This window comes from Stieleria varia, from assembly GCF_038443385.1.
Classification (GTDB): Bacteria; Planctomycetota; Planctomycetia; order Pirellulales; family Pirellulaceae; genus Stieleria; species Stieleria varia.
The window spans coordinates 2,373,063-2,392,896 of sequence record NZ_CP151726.1 but is presented as its reverse complement, the minus strand read 5'-3'; the positions used below and the strand labels follow the sequence as shown (position 1 = coordinate 2,392,896).

The window sequence follows — 19,834 nt, the reverse complement described above, 5'->3', positions numbered from 1 at the left end:
ATCGCGATACGTGTGAGAACATGCGTCGGGAAAAAACGCATCGGTGGATACACAGATCCAGACGAACACATTATACGCGACGGCCAGGCAACCCTGGGTCTACCAGTCGGACCCGATCAGTCCTTCATCTTGCCAAAGATCACACACGCGTTGTGGCCACCGAAGCCGAAACTGTTGCTCATCGCAATTTCGACGTTCTTTTGTTTGGGCGTATTGGGTGTGTAGTCCAAATCGCAGTCGGGATCGGGTGTTTCGTAGTTGATCGTCGGTGAAATCGTCGACGTTTCGATCGTCTTGCACAAAATCACGGCTTCGATCCCACCACTCGCACCCAAGGAATGCCCCAAGGCGCTCTTGGTACTACTGACGGACGTCTTGTAGGCGTGATCGCCAAAGACGCGTTTGATGGCCGTCGTTTCTGCTTTATCGCCCAACGGAGTGCTGGTCCCGTGGGCGTTGATGTAATCGACTTGCTCAGGTGCGATCCCCGCGTCGGTGAGCGCGGCTTGCATGGCACGTGCGGCGCCAAGGCCTTCCGGATCGGGAGCGGTAATGTGCCCAGCATCGCTGGTCGTACCGTATCCGAGAACTTCCGCGTAAATCTTCGCTCCGCGTTTCTTGGCGTGCTCCAACTCTTCGAACACCAGGACTCCGGCACCTTCGCCGAGTACGAATCCGTCGCGACCGGCGTCAAAGGGTCGGCTGGCCTTGGCCGGGTCCTCGTTTCGAGTGGACAAGGCTTTCATGTTTTGAAACGCTGCCAGTCCCATGCGAGTGATCGCCGCTTCACTGCCGCCCGTGATGACCAAATCGGTCTCGCCCAAGCGAATGCTCCGCAGCGCATCGCCCATCGCGTTGGTCGCACTTGCGCAAGCCGTTGCGACGGCGTAGTTGGGACCTTGCAGTCCGTAGGTGATCGAAATGTTACCGCCCGCTGCATTGACCATCATCTTGGGAACCGTAAAGGGGCTGACCCGATCGGGACCCTTGAACAACATCCGCTCGATCTGATTTTCGATCTCGATCAGTCCACCGATTCCCGATCCGAGGATCACGCCACAACGTGTTCGGTCCACCGAATCAAAATCGATACCGCAATCCCGGATCGCTTGGCCACCCGCGTGGACCGCGAACTGCGTGAACCGATCCAGACGCTTCTCTTCGCGTGAATCCACAAACTCTGAAATGTCAAAATCCGGGATGTCACCGGCAAAATGAACCTTGTACTTCGTTGTGTCCAGAGTCGTGATGTCGTGGATCCCGGATTCACCGGCCAACAGTCGATCCCAGAGCGTCGAGACATCGTTACCCAACGGCGTGACGGTACCGACACCGGTGATAACGATTCGTCGTTGCGGTTGCATCAATAACCTTTGATGAAAGTGTTTGGCACACACTGAACCGGTCCGCTACGACTGGAATGTCGATCGGGACTCGGAACAGAGAACTCAGATGAAGCGAAAGATTGGTCGACGAAAAAATCCTGCAGCCAAAACTGCGAGAAACCACGACCGGGCCAAGGCGACCTGGACGCTTTCAAGAAACGCCCAGGCATTCGACCTTTGACTCAGCCTTCGTCGCCTTTCGCATTCTCAATGAAATCGACGGCTTCGCCGACCTTTTGAATCTTCTCCGCAGCTTCGTCGGGGATACTGATATCGAATTCTTCCTCCAACTCCATCACCAACTCAACCGTGTCCAGTGAGTCGGCTCCGAGATCGTTGACGAAGGAAGTCTCGCGAGTGATTTTGTCTTTATCGACGCCCAATTGTTCAGCCACGATATCGACCACGCGTTCTTGGACGGTAGCCATAAGCAATCTCCAGGGGAATGTTCTGCAAAGGAATGGTGGAACACGGCTTCAGGAACTTGCCTGACGCTGCACAAAGTCGTCACGGTCGAGTGACCGTCTGACCCCAAGCAGCACCGGAGCCCGGTGTCACCGCGTGATTTCGCTGAAAACATAGGTGAAACAGTCAAAACACGTCAATACGCCGATGAAATCCCCAGGCGTCGGATCGGGCAATAGCCGACTTTGGGGGGCCGCCCAGCAGAAACCGATCCCCTTCCCCGCCCCCAGCCCAGCATCCAGCCCAACGCCGTCGCTCACTCCCACACAAGGAAAATCGCCCGTTTTTCAACAGTTCAGCAACTTTTGCTGACGCCGGGAGAAAGCCAAAGGGAATGAATCAATAATTTCATACCTTTTGCGTGACCCGTTTGTTAGTTTAGTGGGCCTGCAGAAACATCGGACGACGCGATCCTGCAAATCCGTCGCGGCACACCATTTCCACCACTCAGGGGAACCCGTTTGATGAAACTCAGCCTCTCATGCCTCATGCTGGCGCCCCTTTTGTTTGTCGGTTGCGACGCAGCCGACCCAGACGCTCAAACCATGATGCGCCCGGTGCTCAATGCCCAGCCATCGCAAGTCACCCAGACCTCGTTTCCGGCCTACGTGACCCCACAAGATATCATGACCCCGGAGGACGCGTTTTTTCACCACCACCTGACGCCACAGACCGAAGGCGTGGATTTCTTGCAGTGGCCGTTGGTCAAGAACCTGCGGGCGTTCGGCAAGTCGCTGGCCGATGCACCACTGCGATCCAGCTTGGCGACCAACTCCATCTATATCTCCGATCAACCGCGCGCCAAACCGATCCAGGAGATGGTCGATCAGTGCGCCGAGATCCTGGAACTGGAGCCGCCAAAGGTTTACATCCAACCGGGACCGCCCAATGCGTACGTCAGTGGTCTGCAGCACCCACACGCGATGGTGCTGACAAGCGACTTGCTGGAACTGTACGCGGAAACACCTGAGGAGCTTCGCTTCATCATCGGTCACGAACTTGGGCACCTCAAAGCAGAGCACTTGCGCACTCATGCGGTGGGCCGATTGTGTGTCCACATGATCGGACGTGGCGGTCGTTCCAGTCAAAGTCTACTGGGGGACGCGGTTGCCGCAGGATCGGCGCTGACGTTGTTGCACTGGTATCGCGAGTCGGAATGCTCTGCCGATCGCTGCGGATTGTTCTGTGTCGGTGGCGACTTGGATGTCGCCCAACAAGCGTTGATGCGTTTGATCCATCAGACCAAACCGTCCAATCCACTGTTCGATCCGGAACACAAAAACTTTGATCCGGCCCTGGTGCTGAAGCAATCGATTCGCTTGAGAGAAGAACCCATCACCAAAGTCATCAGTGTGATCCAACAGATGCAACAGGATCACCCGTTTGTACCCGAGCGCTGCGCACGTCTGAGCGAGTTCAGCAAGTCCGAGGCTTGCCGCCAAGTCCTGCTTCGTCGCGGCCCCGACACGACCGAGCAACCGACCATGGAACTCATCTCCGCGTCCGTATCACAACTGCAGCCCAGTGACGTCAATGTGCCCTTGTACGGCGGCGGTGACGCGGATCCCTTCTTGCGAATCCGCTATGCGGGACAACGGTTTGCGACCGACCACAAAAAGAATGTCCGCTCGGCAAGTTGGTCGCTAACCGGACGCAACCACGCGATCGTACCGGGCGAAGGTATCTTTTTGGATCTCTACGATCACAACTCGACGCTTGCCGAATCGCTATTGGGCGCGGCAAGAATCCCTGTCACCGATTTGGCCCCAGGCGAGCACACCATCACCACACGTTTGCGAACCGATGTCGAGTCTCCCAGCACCAACGTGGAACGACCTGCGATCACGCTGCGATATCGAATCGTTCCTTAGTTCTCTGTCGGACGGCTACCCTCTGGCACTCTCTCCAGACGGACATGAAAGCCCAGGGCAGAACGCAGCGCTGGGCTGCTCAAAACTCGGGGTTGTGTCTTTTTGGGTTTGCGCGGGGTCTGCTGTCACCTCCACCGGCGCAGCTGGTCCAGTGAGCCTCAGGCGCTAGCCGTGGGCCTGAGGCGGATTGTGGTGCCGGCCCACGGCTAGGCGCGGATTATTCATCAGCCGCTGGCGCGATAGCGTCCGGTTCCCGATCACAGGCGTGAGAACCGGACGCTATCGCGTGGCGGCTGATATGCGCAGACTCTATTCCTGCCAATCCGCGTAAACCGTTTTGCGCAAACGTATTGCGAGACTGTAGTCAGTGGCGTGAATAATCCGGGCTAGCGCCTGAGGCGGATTGTGGTGCCGGCCCACGGCTAGCGCCTGAGGCTCACTTTGATTGCGATGCATGGAACGAAAACATGGACTGAAAAAACAATGTCAACACCGAACTGTGAACAGTCCAGGCTAAATCTACAACGTGGGTTGATTTGAATCGATAGGCTGCAAGCTGACCGCATCCTCAAACACCGCTGTTCCCGGTTGCGTTGCGATTGCTTGAATCAACTCACTCGACGGTGTTGACGACAAACTGACGATCATCTGCGTCCGATATCCGTAGACACCACACAGCCGCCCGGCTTGATCAATGGTCGAAAACACGTTCGGGTCTGCATCAAAAACTCTCCGCGCGTCGTCGACAATGATCTGTGGGAATGACGCCAGCAGACTGCCTCGGTGCTGTTGATTCATCGCCGTGTTGTCCAAAATCGCTTCTCGCAATTGCCGCTCGTTGGCCAGCAGGATCGACGGCAGCGATGCGTTTCCATCAGCCCAATCGACACCCAACTGGACCGACAGCGTTGCCGTCGCGACCAGCCAATCCAAATCCAACGCTTGTAGTCGATCCTGGATCCGACGGCTCAACTCATGATGCTGTGTCGATGTCATGTCCGTCGGCACAATCCACAACGTTCGAGTGCCTGACTCGATCGCCATCGCCAGTGCGTGGGCGATCAACAGCGTGGTCTTGCCCGATCCTGCATCGCCCATCACGCAGACATCCGCCGCGCCGACGTTGTCCTGCCCGTTGGAAGGGTTTCCGCTGACCGGGCTAACAATTTCCGAAACCGCTCGCTCGAAACGTTCCGCGGCGACTTGGCGAAATCCCCGTTGTGGCTCGCTGGCGGTGTGACCAAACAACGCCAACTCGACCCGCTGAGAACCACTTTCGCGCACCTGCGAATCCGCATCGTCGTCCACCTGCTCCTGCAATGCCCCCGAGATCAGGTCCTTGCGAATCTCAAGCAAATTACCCAACGACGTGTAACGCCGGATCGTCTTTTCCACTTTCGACGGCGCACGTTTCCAAAGACGCCACGCCAGATAGGCAACCAAACCGATCAAACCGAATCCGACTAAACCGGAGAACGGTGGAGCGACGCCTGCATAGCCGGGCAAGAGTCCTTGCAAGCGTCCGCTGACCTGAGTCGCTCCCGTAGCGACCGCCAAATCATGAGCCGTCGTGAGCAACGCGAACAAGCCAAACACGATCGCCACGCCGAGCAACCAAGGTTGTCGCTTTGTCTTTTCCTCTGCATCGTCTCGCAAAGGCATCGCACCTGTCAGGGCGATCAAGCATGTCAGGGGCAGGAAGGCCAAGAATCGAAACACCCAGCCCGCCAACCCGCCGATCCCGTTGATCTCCGCCAAATAAAGCGGCCCCAGCAGTGCCAACGCGATCGCCGGAATGGCCATCCAAGGATCGATCCAGCCGAGAAAGCTAGGAGCCTGTTTCTTGAACTCGCTGCTCCATCGATTCAGCCTCGCCATCAAGCCCAGCGTCATCAGAGTGGCAGCGGTGATGCAGATCAACATCAACGCCAAGCTGCCCCACACCGTTGCGTTTTGCCAAAGCCCCAACCAGTGCCGCGGGTTGCGAATTTCAGTGGCCAACACCACGGCAAAAATCACCAGCGGCAGCAACGTCGCGATGGCCAACCATCGGGTTCGCCAAGCCACATCGACCGGATGCGACGACCAGCGGCCCAAAACGGATCTGCGGAAGGTATTCGATTTCATCGGATGCTGCCCCCCGGTGATGGTTGCCCACCAAGGTGCGCGTCGAGAGTGCCCTCCTCCCAAGACTTGACCCTGAGCTGCCCATCCTCGACCGTCAAGTGAACCGGAATTCGCTCGTGCATGTAGCCCAGCGCGGGCACATCGCCCAGCCAATGAGACCCATCGGAAACATGGTCTTTGCGAAAGTCGTCCAAGCGAGAGTCGCAGCCGAGTTTCTCAAACCCGGATTGAAACACCAATTGGATTTCAGGACGCAGGTGCGACGGTGGTGTGGTCCCGCTGGGGAAATGACACGATGCCCCTGAAAGGTATCTGTCCAATTGCAGGTGCGACGTCAAATCCTGGTACCAGCCCGAGATCCGTGACTGCTGTAACTGTGCGATCGCCATCAACCCGGCAAACGAAATCAGTCGCGCCGCGAACCGTTCAAAATACGCTTGGATTCGCCGTCGCATTTGATCGCGATCCATCGCACCGCGTGCAAAGGGATCGGTGCCGCGACATATCGGTTGCCAAACACGCTCGCGAAAGGTCTCGACTTCTTTCTTGATGAACGGTGCCACAGCGGCTTCCTGATCCACCGGTCGCATGTCGATCGGCAGGGGCAACGTCGTTGCTTGGGCGAAAACGTCTGCCAAGTCCAAGTGGGACGCGCCGCGTTTGGCCGGCTTGTCGCCCAAGTCGATGTCGGATTGCCATTGCTGAATCTGGTGATGCAACGCCCTGCGTTTGGACTCGGCGTGTCCGATCTGAGCACGACGCTGGACCAAAGTGTTGCGTTGTGTCCCCAGGGCAAACAAATCCGCGGCGGCAACATAACGCTGCTGAACCTCTTGATCCAAACTTTGCAAACCCGCGTCCAGTGTGAACTGACCGCGTCGACCAGCTTTGGATTCGAGGTCCTTGCTAAGAAAGGCTGCGGCGATCGATCCGATCACCGTAGCGAGCAAACATCCTGCTGCCATCCAAAGGGAATCCAGCAAGTAGTACACCGTCAACAACGCCGCATACCCGACTGCAAAGCACACCGCGACGATGGCGACGATCCGCATCGGCCACTCGATCCAACCCGACTGAGTCCGCTGAAACTCTTCGCCACAGCGATGGTGATCGACAACGTTTTCCTCGAATTGGGCAGCGGCTTCACCCAATTGTGCCAGTGAATCCTGAGCTGCTTTCTCCTGTCCGTCCGCAACGAGCGGCCAGATCAACGCGGAGGGATCCGTGTGGACCAATCGCCAATAGCCTTCGGTGGCTTGACGTCCCCGATCAAAGCTGTCGCGCGCGTACTGACTGGATTGCTGACGCAGTTGTTGACCGGTCTGCTGCGTTGCACTCCGCCACAGATGAGGCGTCAAACGCTGCTCCAGCAACTCTTGCGAATGGTAGTCGGTCCATTTCTGGTAGGGACGATCGCCCGGTTGGGGTTTAAAATCGTATGGCGTCAACGCCATCGGACCATCGGCCAATCGCAAATCAGGACGTTGGCCAGATCGATCCGCGAACACGCCTCGCCACACCTGCTGAAAACACTTCGCCACCAACTGTTCCCACTGCTTGCCGTCTTGGTCGATTGCTTCCGAACCCCGTAACTGCGTGTCCTGGGACTGCGTGCCCTGCGGCGAGAATGTCAAATGCCGCCACGCAAAGAAACGATTGTGCGAACCGGAGGAGGCAACCACCGGCGGCAACTCATGCATCCAGTGCATCAACAACTGTCCAACGGCCACCGGCCATACTTTTGCCGCAGTGAACCCGGTGTCCCCGATCGGCTCGAGCCGGCTGGTCATCGCGTAGACGGCCGACCAAACCGAATCCGCATTCTGCTGGCCACGATTATCGGGCAGCGTCAGCTCCACGATCTCGTCCAAGTCCGCCTGTGTCATCGTGCTGCTGGTGGTTGTCTGCAGCAACAGCAACACGTGCCGAACTGTTCGGTCACGGCCGATCATGTGCTGAGCGAGCAAGTCCAATAGACGCTTGGCCCGCTCGGTTGCATCGTTCAACGTGGAGGTGTCATCAAGCACCACCAAGTGCGCGACAACGGACTCCTGCATCGTCAACAACCGTGGCCAATCGTCTTCACCCCACTCCTCGGGATCGATCAACCGAATCGGCTCATTGGTCCGCTCGCCGTTGACTGCGCTGTCACCTATGTCGTTGCCCGCGTTGTTTTGGGGGCCGTACCGCGGGTGAGGCAAATCATCGGCGAGCCAACTGCCCGACAATTGGCTGGCTTCACGCAAACGCGTCAGTTCGACGCGTTTTCCGACGATGAAAAAAGGATCCATTTCGGCTAACCGCTGATTCCCCACTGAGCTGCCCGCTGCAGCAGAGTGCTCCAAATTTCGCGAGCCGCTTCGTCCTTGTTCTTGTCGGCATCATCCATCTCGCTGCGCAGCCAACCCTGAAACGCGGCAAAGACGGCTTTGCGTGCGGGCGTTGTCGGTCCGTAGCCCAGGAATGGCAGCACATCGTCAAGGAACATCTCGGTCTCCTGATGGATGCGTCCCACCCAAGCTGGAGACTCTTCCAGACGTTTGAGCACGTTGGCGATACCGGCGGACGAGGCGACGTTGGAACCTTCGGACCAACCGTCCAAGTGACTGGTCTGTTGGTCGATGGCGGATCGGCCGCCTTGCCAAATCCGAGGCAAGCGGGCGACCTTGAAATAGTTGCGATCCTGCGGCTCAAAGAGCGACATCGGCCAATCACAATGGGACAACTTGCTGAGCAAATCGACCACGTGGGCGTCGTCGCTCTTGCCCGGAAAGAGCGAATACAAGATCGCATCCATGACGCGTCCCTGACGTTGATTTTCCTCGAATCGCAGGTCTTTCGCCCAAGGCTTCCATCGTTTGGAACTGATCGCCGGTTCAGTGACAAAGATCGGACTGGTGTAACCGATTCCGCGCTGAAAGATCGTGTCTCCCGACGGATTCTCGGTCTGTTTGATCAACGTCTCGATGTTCTCCTCTTCGTGATAGCGGGCCGACTGAATCGGCTCCAAGGAGTCAATTCCTTCGTTGCTGTAGGCCAACAAAACATAAGGGTTGTGTCCGGAGTGCTGATCGTTGTTCGTCCTCGCGTTGACGTCGATGTTGACTGGCCGATCCGTCAACAAAGGTTGCAACTTGGCTTTCGATTCGTCTTCCGACAGATCGGTGACAAAGAACAAGCTGACCGAGAACGGATGCACGAGCGCATCGCTACGGATTTGCCAGTACGGCTTGCAGTTTTTTGCGGTCGCGGCGGCCAAGTAGTGGATGATGTCCTCTTCGGTTGGCAACACATGCTGGATTTCATCACGCGATTTTTGCGTTTGCGGCTTGAACCCCAACGTGGCGTAACACAAATCGGTCAAGTAATTGCGTTCATCAGACGAGACCGCGCCGTCGAGCCGCTTACACCATGCTTTGGCCAAGTCATAGGCGACTTTCCGCAACGCGAATTCGCGTGGCATGAAATCATCGTTCACCCGCACCACTTGTGTGACTTCGGCGACCAAACGATCACGTTGGTTGCGACCGGTTTGTTGACGCACATACGCATCTTTGTCCAACGGCTTGAACGCGTCGGAGACGAGCGACGTCAACACGGATGACTTGGCGACCATCGGCTCCACCAGCTCGTTGATGCGAGCGTCACTGATGACCGGTTGCAAGGTGCGTCGAAAGAATCGCTCAGGATGCAGCGGGTCGATCGCCGAATCCTCCGGCTTGTCTTCTTTGCTGAACAGCAGCGAACGGGCATCGGTGGTCCCGGGGACAACCGCGTCGCAGCGATCCCGCAGCAGAATCTCTGCGGCGCCCAGCGATTCGAGGTACAACTCCAATCGCTCCTCCAACGAACGGAGTTTTCCGATCCATTCGGCATAGATCGACTTGAGGTACATGCGAATGTGTTCGTCGTTCTTGGCGAGAAACTGGATGTCACAGGCGCTCTTGATCTCAGTCTCCTCCGCATCGTCGAATCGTTCGCCGAACAACGCGTAACTGCGACCGGAGACTTGGTTGATCAGCGAATCGATTTCACGATGAGTCGACTCGGTCACCGCGTTGAGCGACTCACGCTCGTACTCAAACGTCTGCCGTGTACGTTTGAGGAACTGCAACATGTTGGCGACCGACCCGGTTCGTTCATACAACTGCTTGGCCGCCGCCAATGCCGGGCCGACCGGGAACGTCTGCATCTCGGGCTCGACCTCATCAAACGAAGCGATCCGGACCTCATCAAATGCGGCTTTGAGTTTTTGGCGAGCGTCGGCGATCAGCGATTCGCGTTCCCCAGAGAGTTGTCCGGCGGCATCGAGAACCAAATCCGTGTCGTCGGAATCAAACGCTTCATTCAGGGCATTCTTGAATTTCGCCCTGGCGCCGTCGATGAACGCCAGCAGACGCTGCAAAGGAGTTCCGTGTGCGTCAGGCTCAAAGGGCGAATCGACTTTGGCACTGCGGCTAGTCGCAGAAAGCAAACCCAACTGCAGCTTGTTTTGCTTCAAGAACTCCCCGGCAGCCCGATCGGCCACGCTGTCATCGCGATTTCGCAATCGGTGGATCGCTTCGGCGCGAGCCGTCCACTCAAAGAACTTGCGGATCTGGTTGGCTTTCACCTCCACGGTCGCACTGGCCATGCTGTAGTAGTGCGCGCTGCCACGATCGTTGATGTTCTGCGCTTGGATGTCGCTGTTGCTGATCGCGCAGTAGATCCCCGTGCCGACCATTTCAAAGTACTGTTCGGCGGAGGCCAGGTGGGTTTGACCGTTGGAGCCAAAGATCAAGTGGACCGAGTTGATCGGACCGCCGTGCCACTGGTTGGACTCCGGGTCCGGTTGGATCACATCAGAGACTTCGTTGGCCGGCGAATGAAAACTGGGCAAGCGGAATCGATAAACGTCCTTGTGGTTTTCGGCACGCTGGTTGGTGATCCAACCGGACAGTTCCGACAACCCGGTCAGCGAGTTGACCGTCATCGCAACCGCCGTTCGTGGACGACTGCGTTTGCGGTCCTCAAAGGCGGATTGGTCGATCAAGAATCCCGTCGGTGCGGGGCTGTGTCCCTGACGGGCAAAGAAGTCACGGATCTTGAATCCGATCCACTGCCAGCATCCGCGCCCGGTGCCCCCGGCCAAACCGGAAACGATCAACGAATTGAGTACCTTCCACGGCCCCAGTCCGCCCTGACGCGTCTCGATCTCACGCAACAGGTCCTTGAGCGCCACGTCAAACTCGGGCATCCGCAACCAACTGAGGAAATACGAAACCGGGCCGCATTGCCCGGCCCCCTGCACGATGTCATCGACCCACGGAGCATAAAACGGTTCCGACGCGCTGCGATTCCACCAGTGCCTGAGCAGCCGATCGCGTCCCTTGATCGCATCGGGCGATTCATCGTTGGCGCGAAAACGACTGAGCACGGGTTGCTGCAGGTGCGAAATGTTTTGCGCCAAGTTGTGAACCAACAAGTACGGCTCATGAGGCAACCCCGCCAGCAGCTCGCTTTTGCGTCGTTTGAAATTCTGGATGTCCTTGCGATCGGTATCGATCAAGATGAAATAGATGTCGCGATGCAGTCTTGGACGCCAGTAGGGATCTTCGACCATCAACTCCAGTGTTCGCAGCAGCGTCGTGACTCCCGTACCGCCACATCCGGTCAAAATATGAACGTTCGATGACATTGTTGATCCTATGAAATAGTCGATTGGATTGAATTGAAAAGGGGATTACAGGGAGTAGACCCACTGATAGGTCAGGACGAATAACCAAAGGCTCAAGCCCAGGATGGCGAGGAACAATACAATCCCGAGCCACCAAATGCCATGACGTTTGATCACACGCAGGTAGACCTTGCTCGCTTCGTCGTTACATTTTGGTTCGATCAGCAAAAACTTGTCTTCCCGCACTTCGGATTGTTTCAATCGCACAGACGCTTCCTTGCGTCCCTGCTGTGTTTCGCGGGTGTACTGCATCCGGCTTTGCACCTCACCGGCGGCCCGTTTGTAGGACAGAAAGAGCTTCTCGTTCTTGCCCTCAGCGCTCCTCCAAAACCCATCGGGCACCATACGCTTGAGCTCAATGGCGGACTGTTTGCGAAACGGATTCCATTTGACTTTGGTCAGCGACCCAGGATTGTCTGCATCAAAGTCGCCTCCCAAGCGATACCGCAAGTGCCAAAACATCGCCTTGTTGCCATGCACCAACACCCAATACGCACCCGTCACGAGTGCTGCCAGCAGTCCGCCGATGGACCACAGGATTGCTCGATTGGGCTTGGGCAACACCAAGATTTTGACAGAGGTCGACGCCGTCTGCGTCGCCCCGGCTTCGTCGGGATAGGACTCGATGTCCGACCGTATTTCGTACTCACCCTCGCTGTCCAACGGCAGCGACGTTGCGCCCTCCACAAGAGGCTCAAACGTTTCCGCCCCGGGGCGCCGCACCGACCAACTACGTTTCCAGATATCGCCCGTCGATTTCTCATTCAGTGGCAAGGTGTCGCCCGAGTAAAACCGTTTTGCATCTCCACCCAGATCGATCCCGGCGACCAACGCTCGTGACTTGATCGCCGCGTCCAGCTCAACCGTTTGTGGTGGCCCGTCGGTCCATTCGATGACGGCGCGCACTCGGTGCGTCTTGCGAATTTTGAAGGTGTGGGTTTGCTCGGCACCGCCGTCGGACACCGTCGTGCCGTCGTCAAAGTCCCATGAGATGCTTTTCCAGCCCGGTGGCGAATCCACCGTCAGCTTGACCTGTTGTCCGACGTACACCGGATCGGTGTCACTTTTCAGGGAGGGGCCTGGCAGCACGGTGACGTTCAGCGGCTGGCTCTTGTAGGGCGTTTGCATCTGCTCGGCGAAACCGAGCACCTCCAGTTTGTGCTCTCCGGCTCGATCAAAGGCATATTCCAACTCGCCGGTCGCCGGATTGGTCGGCTCAAACGGGCGTCCGTCGACGAGCCACTCCACACGTTTCATCGGTCCACGCGTGACGCTTCGAAAGACGTGACGCTGACCGGCGATCAATCGATCGTTGACCGGCTGGATGTTCGCCGCCAAGTCAATCACTTTCAGCGAAATGGTCTTTTCCGTGCGACCTGATGGTGCCGTCACGGTAAGCGTGACCTTGCGATCGCCCTCGGTGCTGTACGTGTGCTGGGTCGTGGCGTTGGAATCGGAATCGCCGTCGCCGAAGTCCCAGATGATGGAGGCGCCTTGCAAGGTTTGTGCGATGAAGGTGATCGGTTGACCGGCCGGAACCGTTGATCCATCTACAGGACGAATGTCGTAGATCTCAGGCGGCGCGGCGGCCTGGAATCGAACGGTGAACTCCGCAGGCGCTCGAATCTCGTGGTCGCCAAGCGTCGGATAGGTGATCTTGAGTTTGCCCGAGTACACTTGATCCGGTTTCAAGACCTCTGCATTGAGGACTTCCAGCGGAATGTCAATCGTGCCTTCTCTCATTTTCACCGGCGCCACATCGATTTGGATGGGCGGACCACTGGCACCATCCAGCTCGTCTGGTTCAAACTCCAGCTTCATCGTCGCATCATTGATGATCTGCCATACGCCTGGATGACCACACAGGGTGGTGCTGATCGTTGCTTTGGGATTCAGCTTGGCCGACGGCAAAACAAACCCCGTGGGCTCGATCGCCAATGGCAGCGGAAACTTGAATCCGACCCCGACGGCGTGCGAGTGATCGATGATCGTTTCGATGGCATCGCTTTTGCCTTGAATGATCGGCGTGTAGTAAAGCCATACGTTGGGATTGCTGTCCACCAGCTTGGCAAACTCGGTGCGAACGCGATCCCGCTTGCGTGATTTCTCCGTCGGGTCTTGGGTCGAATCCACGCCGTCGGTATAGACGATGATTGCGATATCTCGTGACGGGTCTTCATCGGACAACGTCCTGGCTTGCGCGACCGCATCATTCAACGCTTCGAACAACGCCGTGGAGCCCTGGCCTCGGACCGGTGCCAGTTCGTCGATCATTCCTCTCAAACGATCACGGCCGTCGTCAGAATCAAGACTGACTTCGTCCAGCCATTGCACTTCGCTGCTGAACAATCCTCCACGGACGATCCGACCGTCGGAGAGCCGATTGAGCAGCTCGTCGATCCGCACCCGCGCGGCTTCCCAAGGTTTGCGTCCTTCGTCGATTGGCAACATCGCCAATCCCTCCGCCCTCAGCTCGTCCGCCGTCATCTCCATCGACCCGGATTTGTCGATCACCAACAGCGTGTACGGGGCAGAAAGCTGGGTCGCGTCACAGTCGCCGTGAACGTTCGCACACCACAAGACCGCAATCCAAAGGGTTGCCGAGGTGCTGAGAATCCAAGTTGGCTGAAAAACGCGAGAGATCAAGTCAGTGCTCCAGATCGTTACCGTGTGGTTTCAAGACAGAAGTATAATGACTCGCGGTGCAAGTGGTTGACGGGGCGATGTCGAATCGCCTTGTTCCCCGGGACAGTCGAAATCGGACGAATCCCTTGCTACACATCTTCTTTACGGTTCCTCGACATGGCTGATCACCAACAAACCGTCTTGTTAATGGATGGAGCCATGGGAACGGAGCTGATCGCCCGTGGCGCCGCCAATGACCAATCCCTGGCTTGGAGCGCGACCGCAATCTCAGATCATGCCGATGTGATCACCGCGATTCACCGGGATTACGTTTCCAGCGGTGCGACGATTCACACAGCCAATACCTTTCGAACGCAACGTCGCACGGTCGGACAGCAATGGTCACAATGGACCCGCCGAGCGATTGGATTGGCCAGAAACGCCGTGCCCAATGATCATCGAGTCGCTGGCAGCCTGCCGCCGCTGTGCGATTGTTATCGTCCGGATCTGTCACCTCCCGACCCACGCCCCGAGCAACGCGAGTTTGCAAACGCCTTGCACCAGTTCGGTTGCGACTTGATTTTGTGTGAAACACATTGTCATCCCTCGGAATCACTTTCCGCGGTGGAGGAAGCGATTCGAACGGGCAGCGAAACTTGGTTGTCTCTCACCGCTGGCCCCCATGCCGACTTGTTGAGCGAATCGGAAATGGTAGACATCGCCCTCGCCGCAGTCGATCGAGGTGCTTCCGCGATCCTCGTCAATTGCACTCCCGCATCACAGACCCTGCGATTCCTGCAGGCTCTGGTTTCTGCAGATCTCAAAGTGCCCGTGGGAGCCTATGCCAACGCGGGCGTGGACGAAGAACGTTGTGGATGGCACAGCCAATCGCAACACGACACCACTCGCTACGCCCATCATGCGATGACATGGATCTCGGCCGGAGCAACCATCATCGGGGGATGTTGTGGAATCGGCCCGGCGACGATCGCTGAGTTGGACACCCGATTGCGAAAAATCTCGCAATGAAGGTTTTCAGGGGCTTTGTTGCGATTGCCCCAGCCCCCAGGATCATCGAAACTCTACCGAGTGCGGACTGTTGATATCGTGAGCCGACGGCGCCTAGCCCGCACACCAAAATCCTCTCTACATAGCTTCAACGCTACTCAGAAACCTACTTAGAAACAAAACATGCTCCAAATCTCCCCCGTCAAGATAGGACCTTACTCATGCGGCCCCGGCCAGCCGCTACTACTGATTGCTGGTCCCTGCGTTTTGCAAACGATGGAGATCGCGACGCAGATCGGCGAAGTGCTCCGCGATATCAATCTGCGTGACGATGTCAATGTTGTATTCAAAGCCTCGTTTGACAAAGCGAATCGGACCAGCCTTTCGGCACAGCGGGGACCGGGCCTGGAATCCGGATTGGCAATGCTGGCTGACCTCAAACGGTCCACCGGATTGCCCGTCACGACCGATGTCCATCTGCCCGACCAAGTGGAAAGGGTTGCCGCGGTCTGTGACCTGTTGCAAATTCCTGCTTTCCTGGCACGGCAAACGGATTTGGTCGTGGCCGCTGCCGCCACGGGCCGTCCCGTGAACATCAAGAAAGGTCAATTCATGGCCCCCTCGGACATGAAATTTGTACTTCAAAAAGCAAGAGACTCCGGCGATGGCGGCGTTCTGCTGTGCGAGCGAGGAACCTTCTTTGGATACGGTCGCCTCGTCAACGACATGCAGTCCCTGCCCCTGATGCGTGCCTTGGGGGCTCCCGTCGTTTTTGATGCCACCCACAGCGTGCAACAACCAGGTGGGGGGAGTGGTGTGACAGGAGGAAACCGCGAAATGGTCGAACCTTTGGCCCGCGCCGCCGTAGCAATCGGTACGGATGCGGTCTTTTTCGAGACCCATCCTCAACCGGAAACTTCGCCAAGCGACGCGGCCAACATGGTTCCACTGGATCAATTTGCCGCCATGGTGGACCGATTGCTAAAGATTCGAAAAGCCGTGGAACTACTTTGACTCCGGATTCTCCTGAATGGCCCGCCCCGTCACCAATTCGCCCCGCTACTCACCACCTGCCTGCTCGCGAGACCACACGCCGGCATCCACTCGCTTGCGGCATCACGCCTGCCTGTTACTCGGTTTGTTTCTCACCTCAATCACTTGCGTTGCAGGCTGCAGTGACGACCGGCAACTGGTTCGCGAGATCCAAACCCGTCGCCAGAACAAAATGCAGACGGAGACGATCCAAGACCACCTCGGCGAAACCGTCGAGTTGCTCGACAAAATCGTCGGGCTTGATCCAGAAAAAGCCCAGCGGCAGATCGCCTATCACCTCAATCAATGGAACATCGCTCACCCGGACACCTCGGGCACCCAAGCAGCGAAATTGCTGAGCACCATCAGTGAACTGCTGCCACCCGAGGTCGTCGAAAACCGAATCGAGTCGTCGACATTCGCGGGCTCCGACACCACTCACCTGCGTGACTGCTACCTTTTTCGACAAATCGTCCGCTGGGTCGATACCCCCGAACGCGATGATCTGCTGCTGGAAAGCTGGTTTGAAACCAAGACGAAAGAAATTGGCGAAGAAGCAACCGATCAGTTGCGGACCGCGTCGCGACTCTTTGATTGGACGATCCGGAACGTCGCCTTCGAGCCGTTGGTGCCGACAGATCCGGCTCCGCCAACCGACAAACTGAAACTACCTCACGGGATGCAGTTTCGAGGTGCCGGAATTCGTCAATCGGATTACTACACCGTCATGCACGGAACCGGCGACCCGCTGCAACGCGCCGGTGTGTTCACCCAGTTGTGTCGACAGGTCAACTTGCCCGCCGCCGTGTTGGCAACACGTTCGACCGATACCGGCGAGCTGACCCCCTTTTGCGTCGGCGTGCTGATTGCCGACGAAGTCTATTTGTTCGAACCGGCATTGGGAACGTTCATCCCCGAGTCCGAAGGCATCGGCATCGCAACACTCAGTCAAGCCAGAGACGATGAGCTGATCATGCGACGTCTCTCCATCGCAGGGCTGGACCAGTTCAAGTATCCGCTCACTCAACGCGACATCCAGCAGTGTGTCGCCCTGCTGAATCTTCTGCCCGAAGCCGTCAGTCCCCGAATGAAACACCTGCAATCAGGACTCACCGGTGATCGACGCATGAACGTTTATGTGGATGCCGATCAGCTTGCCAGCCAGTTCGAGGCCGTCAAAGGAATTGCCAGCGTTCGGATGTGGGACGTTCCCCTGCTGGCCGAAATCTACCGAGCCACCCTGCAACAGTACGCACAACGCGACCCGATTTTCGGTTTTTGGTTCATCGCCCGGTGGGCGATGATGGAAGCCGATTTTGAAATGGCAAAGAAACTGTCCAAAGGCCGTTGGCAGCATCTCTGCGGCGTTTTCGGTGACGACGAACTGGAAAGTATCGAAGGTGCCCGGTCCCTCTACCTTGCCCAGCGAGCTCCCGAGTTCGAAATCGAAGACCTGATGATCGACGTCGATTTGCAAATCGCCTACGGCGTGCGACGGGAGCTTGGCATCAGTTCAGAAATCTACGATCAGCAAATCCGGCAAATCCAAGGCCTGATGCGAATGGGCAAGCGAACGGCGACGTACTGGCTCAGCCTGCTGCAGTACGATGATTTGCGTTACGAAACGGCTGCCAATTGGCTCAGCAAGCGAGTGCTCAACGAAGAACAGCTTTCGTACTGGGTCCCACCCGCCCGCTATAACCTCGGTCGCACCTACGAGCGGACCGGCGAGTACGACAAGGCAATGGAACTGTACAAGACCAACGGTGACCCGCAGGAACACGGCAATCGAATCCGTGCACGCCTCCTGGGACGCTTCACTGGCGACGAATGATGCGGCACGGTGAATGGGCAACCACCTCGATGCCTGCAGGTTGACTAAACTGTCGTTCTTAGAAAATTCTTTCACGGAAACGACAGGTCACACCATGCCAGCCCACCTCTCTCTATTCCGCCCTGCCGCCTTTTTGGCTTTTCTGGTTCTTGGATCGCTGGCCACCAACACGACGGTGGTCCACGCTGCCCCACCAAACGTCCTCTTTCTGATCTGCGATGACTTGAACTGTGACATCGGTTGTTACGGTCACCCTCAAGTCAAAACGCCCAATATCGATCGTCTCGCGGCACGCGGCGTTCGTTTCGAATCGGCTCACTGTCAGTACCCTCTCTGTGGTCCGAGCAGAGCCTCCTTCATGACGGGGCTCTATCCCGACCAAACCAGAATCAAGAAAAACGCGATCTATGTGCGTGAGCATCTGCCCAACGTAAAGACACTGTCCGAAGCATTTCGTGACGCAGGCTACTTTGCGACTCGCATCGGCAAGATCTATCACTACAACGTTCCCAAACACATCGGCACCAGCGGTCACGATGATCCCTATTCCTGGAACGACACTTTCAACCCTCGCGGACGCGATGTGGATGACGAAGACCAAATCTTTTCATTGGTGCCCGGTACTTTCGGGGGCACACTCAGTTGGCTCGCTGCAGAAGGTACCGACGCTGAGCAGACCGACGGGATCGCTGCCGCCGAAGCCGCTCGGCGTCTGAACAAACATGCAAGCGACAAACACCCCTTTTTTTTAGCCGTCGGTCTCTATCGCCCCCACACGCCATACGTCGCACCCAAGGATTACTTTGCCCAATACCCTCTGGACCAGATCAAAATACCGTCCGTGCCGGATGGCTATGACGAAACGATCCCCAAGCCGGCATTGCAATCGATCCGTCGCAAACGCGATCAAGTGAACTTGAAACCAGAACTCGCAGCGCAAGCCATTCAGGCTTACTACGCCTCCATCACCTTTGCCGACGCTCAACTCGGTTTGATTCTCGACGCGCTCGACGAGTCCGGCTTGGCAGACAACACCATCGTCCTGTTCACCTCGGACCACGGTTATCACATGGGTGAACACGGCCACTATCAAAAAACAACACTGTTTGAAAATGCCACCCATGTGCCGCTGATCATCTCAGCACCGGGGATCCCCGGCGGCACGGTCGCCAAGACGATGGCAGAAATGGTGGACTTCTATCCGACACTCACTCAATTGGCCGGCGTTGACGCGCCAAACGATCTGTCTGGCCGCAGCCTGGTTCCTGCCCTGCAGAACCCCGAGACGATGGTACGCGACTCAGCCCTCAGCCATTTCAGCCAATCGGCTCCCGGATACAGCATTCGGACTGCAAAGTATCGATACACATTCTGGGGCGATGACGGCTCAGCCGGTGAGGAACTCTACGAACTGAGCACGGATTCGGACGAAATGCACAACTTGGCCGGCGAGACAAAATGGGACTCAGTCAGAAGCGAACTCAAGCAATTGCTTCGTCAGCGAATCATTGATGCACAGAAGATCCCTCGTGGCGTCAATGTATTCGACGTCCAAAGGACCAAGCTCTCACCGCAATGAAACTCGGCATGTCTGCACTCACGAACGACAGAGTGTAAGGCAAATAAAACGATGGCTTTCTCGATGAGGTTTCTCCCTCGTCGCGTTCTCTTTTGCGTGACATTCAACACAACCTCGTTTTCTGACGAAATGTGTTTCTTTCCACATCACGCGGCTGAGTTTCCGGTGGCACCCGCCGTGATCTCATCACAT

General features: G+C 57.0%; 11 protein-coding genes. 5 read left to right on the top strand and 6 right to left on the bottom strand.

Going from position 1 to position 19,834, the window contains the following annotated elements:
- Positions 1 to 116 precede the first annotated feature (116 nt).
- Both fabF and Pla52nx_RS08265 read right to left on the bottom strand, forming a co-directional pair.
- Positions 117 to 1,364: a beta-ketoacyl-ACP synthase II gene (gene fabF / locus Pla52nx_RS08270; protein WP_146523650.1), complete on the bottom strand. Its 1,248-nt coding sequence runs from the start codon at positions 1,362 to 1,364 to the stop codon at positions 117 to 119.
- A gap of 203 nt (positions 1,365 to 1,567) precedes the next feature.
- Positions 1,568 to 1,813, bottom strand: a complete 246-nt coding sequence (locus Pla52nx_RS08265; protein WP_146523649.1) for an acyl carrier protein — start codon at positions 1,811 to 1,813, stop codon at positions 1,568 to 1,570.
- A 525-nt stretch (positions 1,814 to 2,338) separates the two neighbouring features.
- On the opposite strand from Pla52nx_RS08265, the gene Pla52nx_RS08260 reads away from it, so the two are divergent.
- Positions 2,339 to 3,721, top strand: a complete 1,383-nt coding sequence (locus Pla52nx_RS08260; RefSeq protein WP_197455141.1) for a M48 family metalloprotease — start codon at positions 2,339 to 2,341, stop codon at positions 3,719 to 3,721.
- Between the two features lie 519 nt (positions 3,722 to 4,240).
- Here Pla52nx_RS08260 and Pla52nx_RS08255 read toward each other — a convergent pair.
- The 4 genes from Pla52nx_RS08255 to Pla52nx_RS08240 are packed head-to-tail and all read right to left on the bottom strand — an operon-like array spanning position 4,241 to position 14,210.
- Positions 4,241 to 5,848, bottom strand: a complete 1,608-nt coding sequence (locus tag Pla52nx_RS08255) for a DEAD/DEAH box helicase (RefSeq protein ID WP_146523647.1) — start codon at positions 5,846 to 5,848, stop codon at positions 4,241 to 4,243.
- A complete protein-coding gene (locus tag Pla52nx_RS08250) occupies positions 5,845 to 8,139 on the bottom strand; it encodes a hypothetical protein (RefSeq protein ID WP_146523646.1) in 2,295 nt (764 codons plus the stop codon). The genes Pla52nx_RS08255 and Pla52nx_RS08250 overlap by 4 nt, the downstream gene beginning before the upstream one ends.
- A gap of 5 nt (positions 8,140 to 8,144) precedes the next feature.
- A complete protein-coding gene (locus tag Pla52nx_RS08245; protein ID WP_146523645.1) occupies positions 8,145 to 11,525 on the bottom strand; it encodes a tubulin-like doman-containing protein in 3,381 nt (1,126 codons plus the stop codon).
- Positions 11,526 to 11,570: 45 nt separating this feature from the next.
- Positions 11,571 to 14,210, bottom strand: coding sequence for a PKD domain-containing protein (locus tag Pla52nx_RS08240; protein WP_146523644.1), 2,640 nt, complete (start codon positions 14,208 to 14,210; stop codon positions 11,571 to 11,573).
- A 156-nt stretch (positions 14,211 to 14,366) separates the two neighbouring features.
- Here Pla52nx_RS08240 and Pla52nx_RS08235 point away from each other — a divergent pair, with 156 nt between their 5' ends.
- The 4 genes from Pla52nx_RS08235 (at position 14,367) to Pla52nx_RS08215 (ending at position 19,642) form a co-directional block, all read left to right on the top strand.
- Complete coding sequence (locus Pla52nx_RS08235; RefSeq protein WP_146523643.1) at positions 14,367 to 15,218, top strand: homocysteine S-methyltransferase family protein; 852 nt, start codon at positions 14,367 to 14,369, stop codon at positions 15,216 to 15,218.
- A gap of 162 nt (positions 15,219 to 15,380) precedes the next feature.
- Complete coding sequence (kdsA, locus tag Pla52nx_RS08230; RefSeq protein ID WP_146523642.1) at positions 15,381 to 16,211, top strand: 3-deoxy-8-phosphooctulonate synthase; 831 nt, start codon at positions 15,381 to 15,383, stop codon at positions 16,209 to 16,211.
- 16 nt (positions 16,212 to 16,227) lie between these two features.
- Positions 16,228 to 18,063 carry a tetratricopeptide repeat protein gene (locus Pla52nx_RS08225; protein ID WP_231742839.1) on the top strand — a complete coding sequence of 612 codons (1,836 nt, stop codon included), beginning with the start codon at positions 16,228 to 16,230 and terminating at the stop codon, positions 18,061 to 18,063.
- A gap of 94 nt (positions 18,064 to 18,157) precedes the next feature.
- Positions 18,158 to 19,642: a sulfatase gene (locus Pla52nx_RS08215; RefSeq protein WP_146523641.1), complete on the top strand. Its 1,485-nt coding sequence runs from the start codon at positions 18,158 to 18,160 to the stop codon at positions 19,640 to 19,642.
- The last annotated feature ends 192 nt before the right edge of the window (positions 19,643 to 19,834 follow it).

What these genes read in the sequence shown, in the direction of transcription:
- Pla52nx_RS08215 (WP_146523641.1), top strand. Translation starts at nt 18,158, where the DNA reads ATGCCAGCCCACCTCTCTCTATTCCGCCCTGCCGCCTTTTTGGCTTTT.
- Pla52nx_RS08250 (WP_146523646.1), bottom strand. Translation starts at nt 8,139, where the DNA reads ATGGATCCTTTTTTCATCGTCGGAAAACGCGTCGAACTGACGCGTTTG.
- Pla52nx_RS08265 (WP_146523649.1), bottom strand. Translation starts at nt 1,813, where the DNA reads ATGGCTACCGTCCAAGAACGCGTGGTCGATATCGTGGCTGAACAATTG.
- Pla52nx_RS08260 (WP_197455141.1), top strand. Translation starts at nt 2,339, where the DNA reads ATGCTGGCGCCCCTTTTGTTTGTCGGTTGCGACGCAGCCGACCCAGAC.
- fabF (WP_146523650.1), bottom strand. Translation starts at nt 1,364, where the DNA reads ATGCAACCGCAACGACGAATCGTTATCACCGGTGTCGGTACCGTCACG.
- Pla52nx_RS08255 (WP_146523647.1), bottom strand. Translation starts at nt 5,848, where the DNA reads ATGAAATCGAATACCTTCCGCAGATCCGTTTTGGGCCGCTGGTCGTCG.
- Pla52nx_RS08225 (WP_231742839.1), top strand. Translation starts at nt 16,228, where the DNA reads ATGGCCCGCCCCGTCACCAATTCGCCCCGCTACTCACCACCTGCCTGC.
- Pla52nx_RS08235 (WP_146523643.1), top strand. Translation starts at nt 14,367, where the DNA reads ATGGCTGATCACCAACAAACCGTCTTGTTAATGGATGGAGCCATGGGA.
- Pla52nx_RS08245 (WP_146523645.1), bottom strand. Translation starts at nt 11,525, where the DNA reads ATGTCATCGAACGTTCATATTTTGACCGGATGTGGCGGTACGGGAGTC.
- kdsA (WP_146523642.1), top strand. Translation starts at nt 15,381, where the DNA reads ATGCTCCAAATCTCCCCCGTCAAGATAGGACCTTACTCATGCGGCCCC.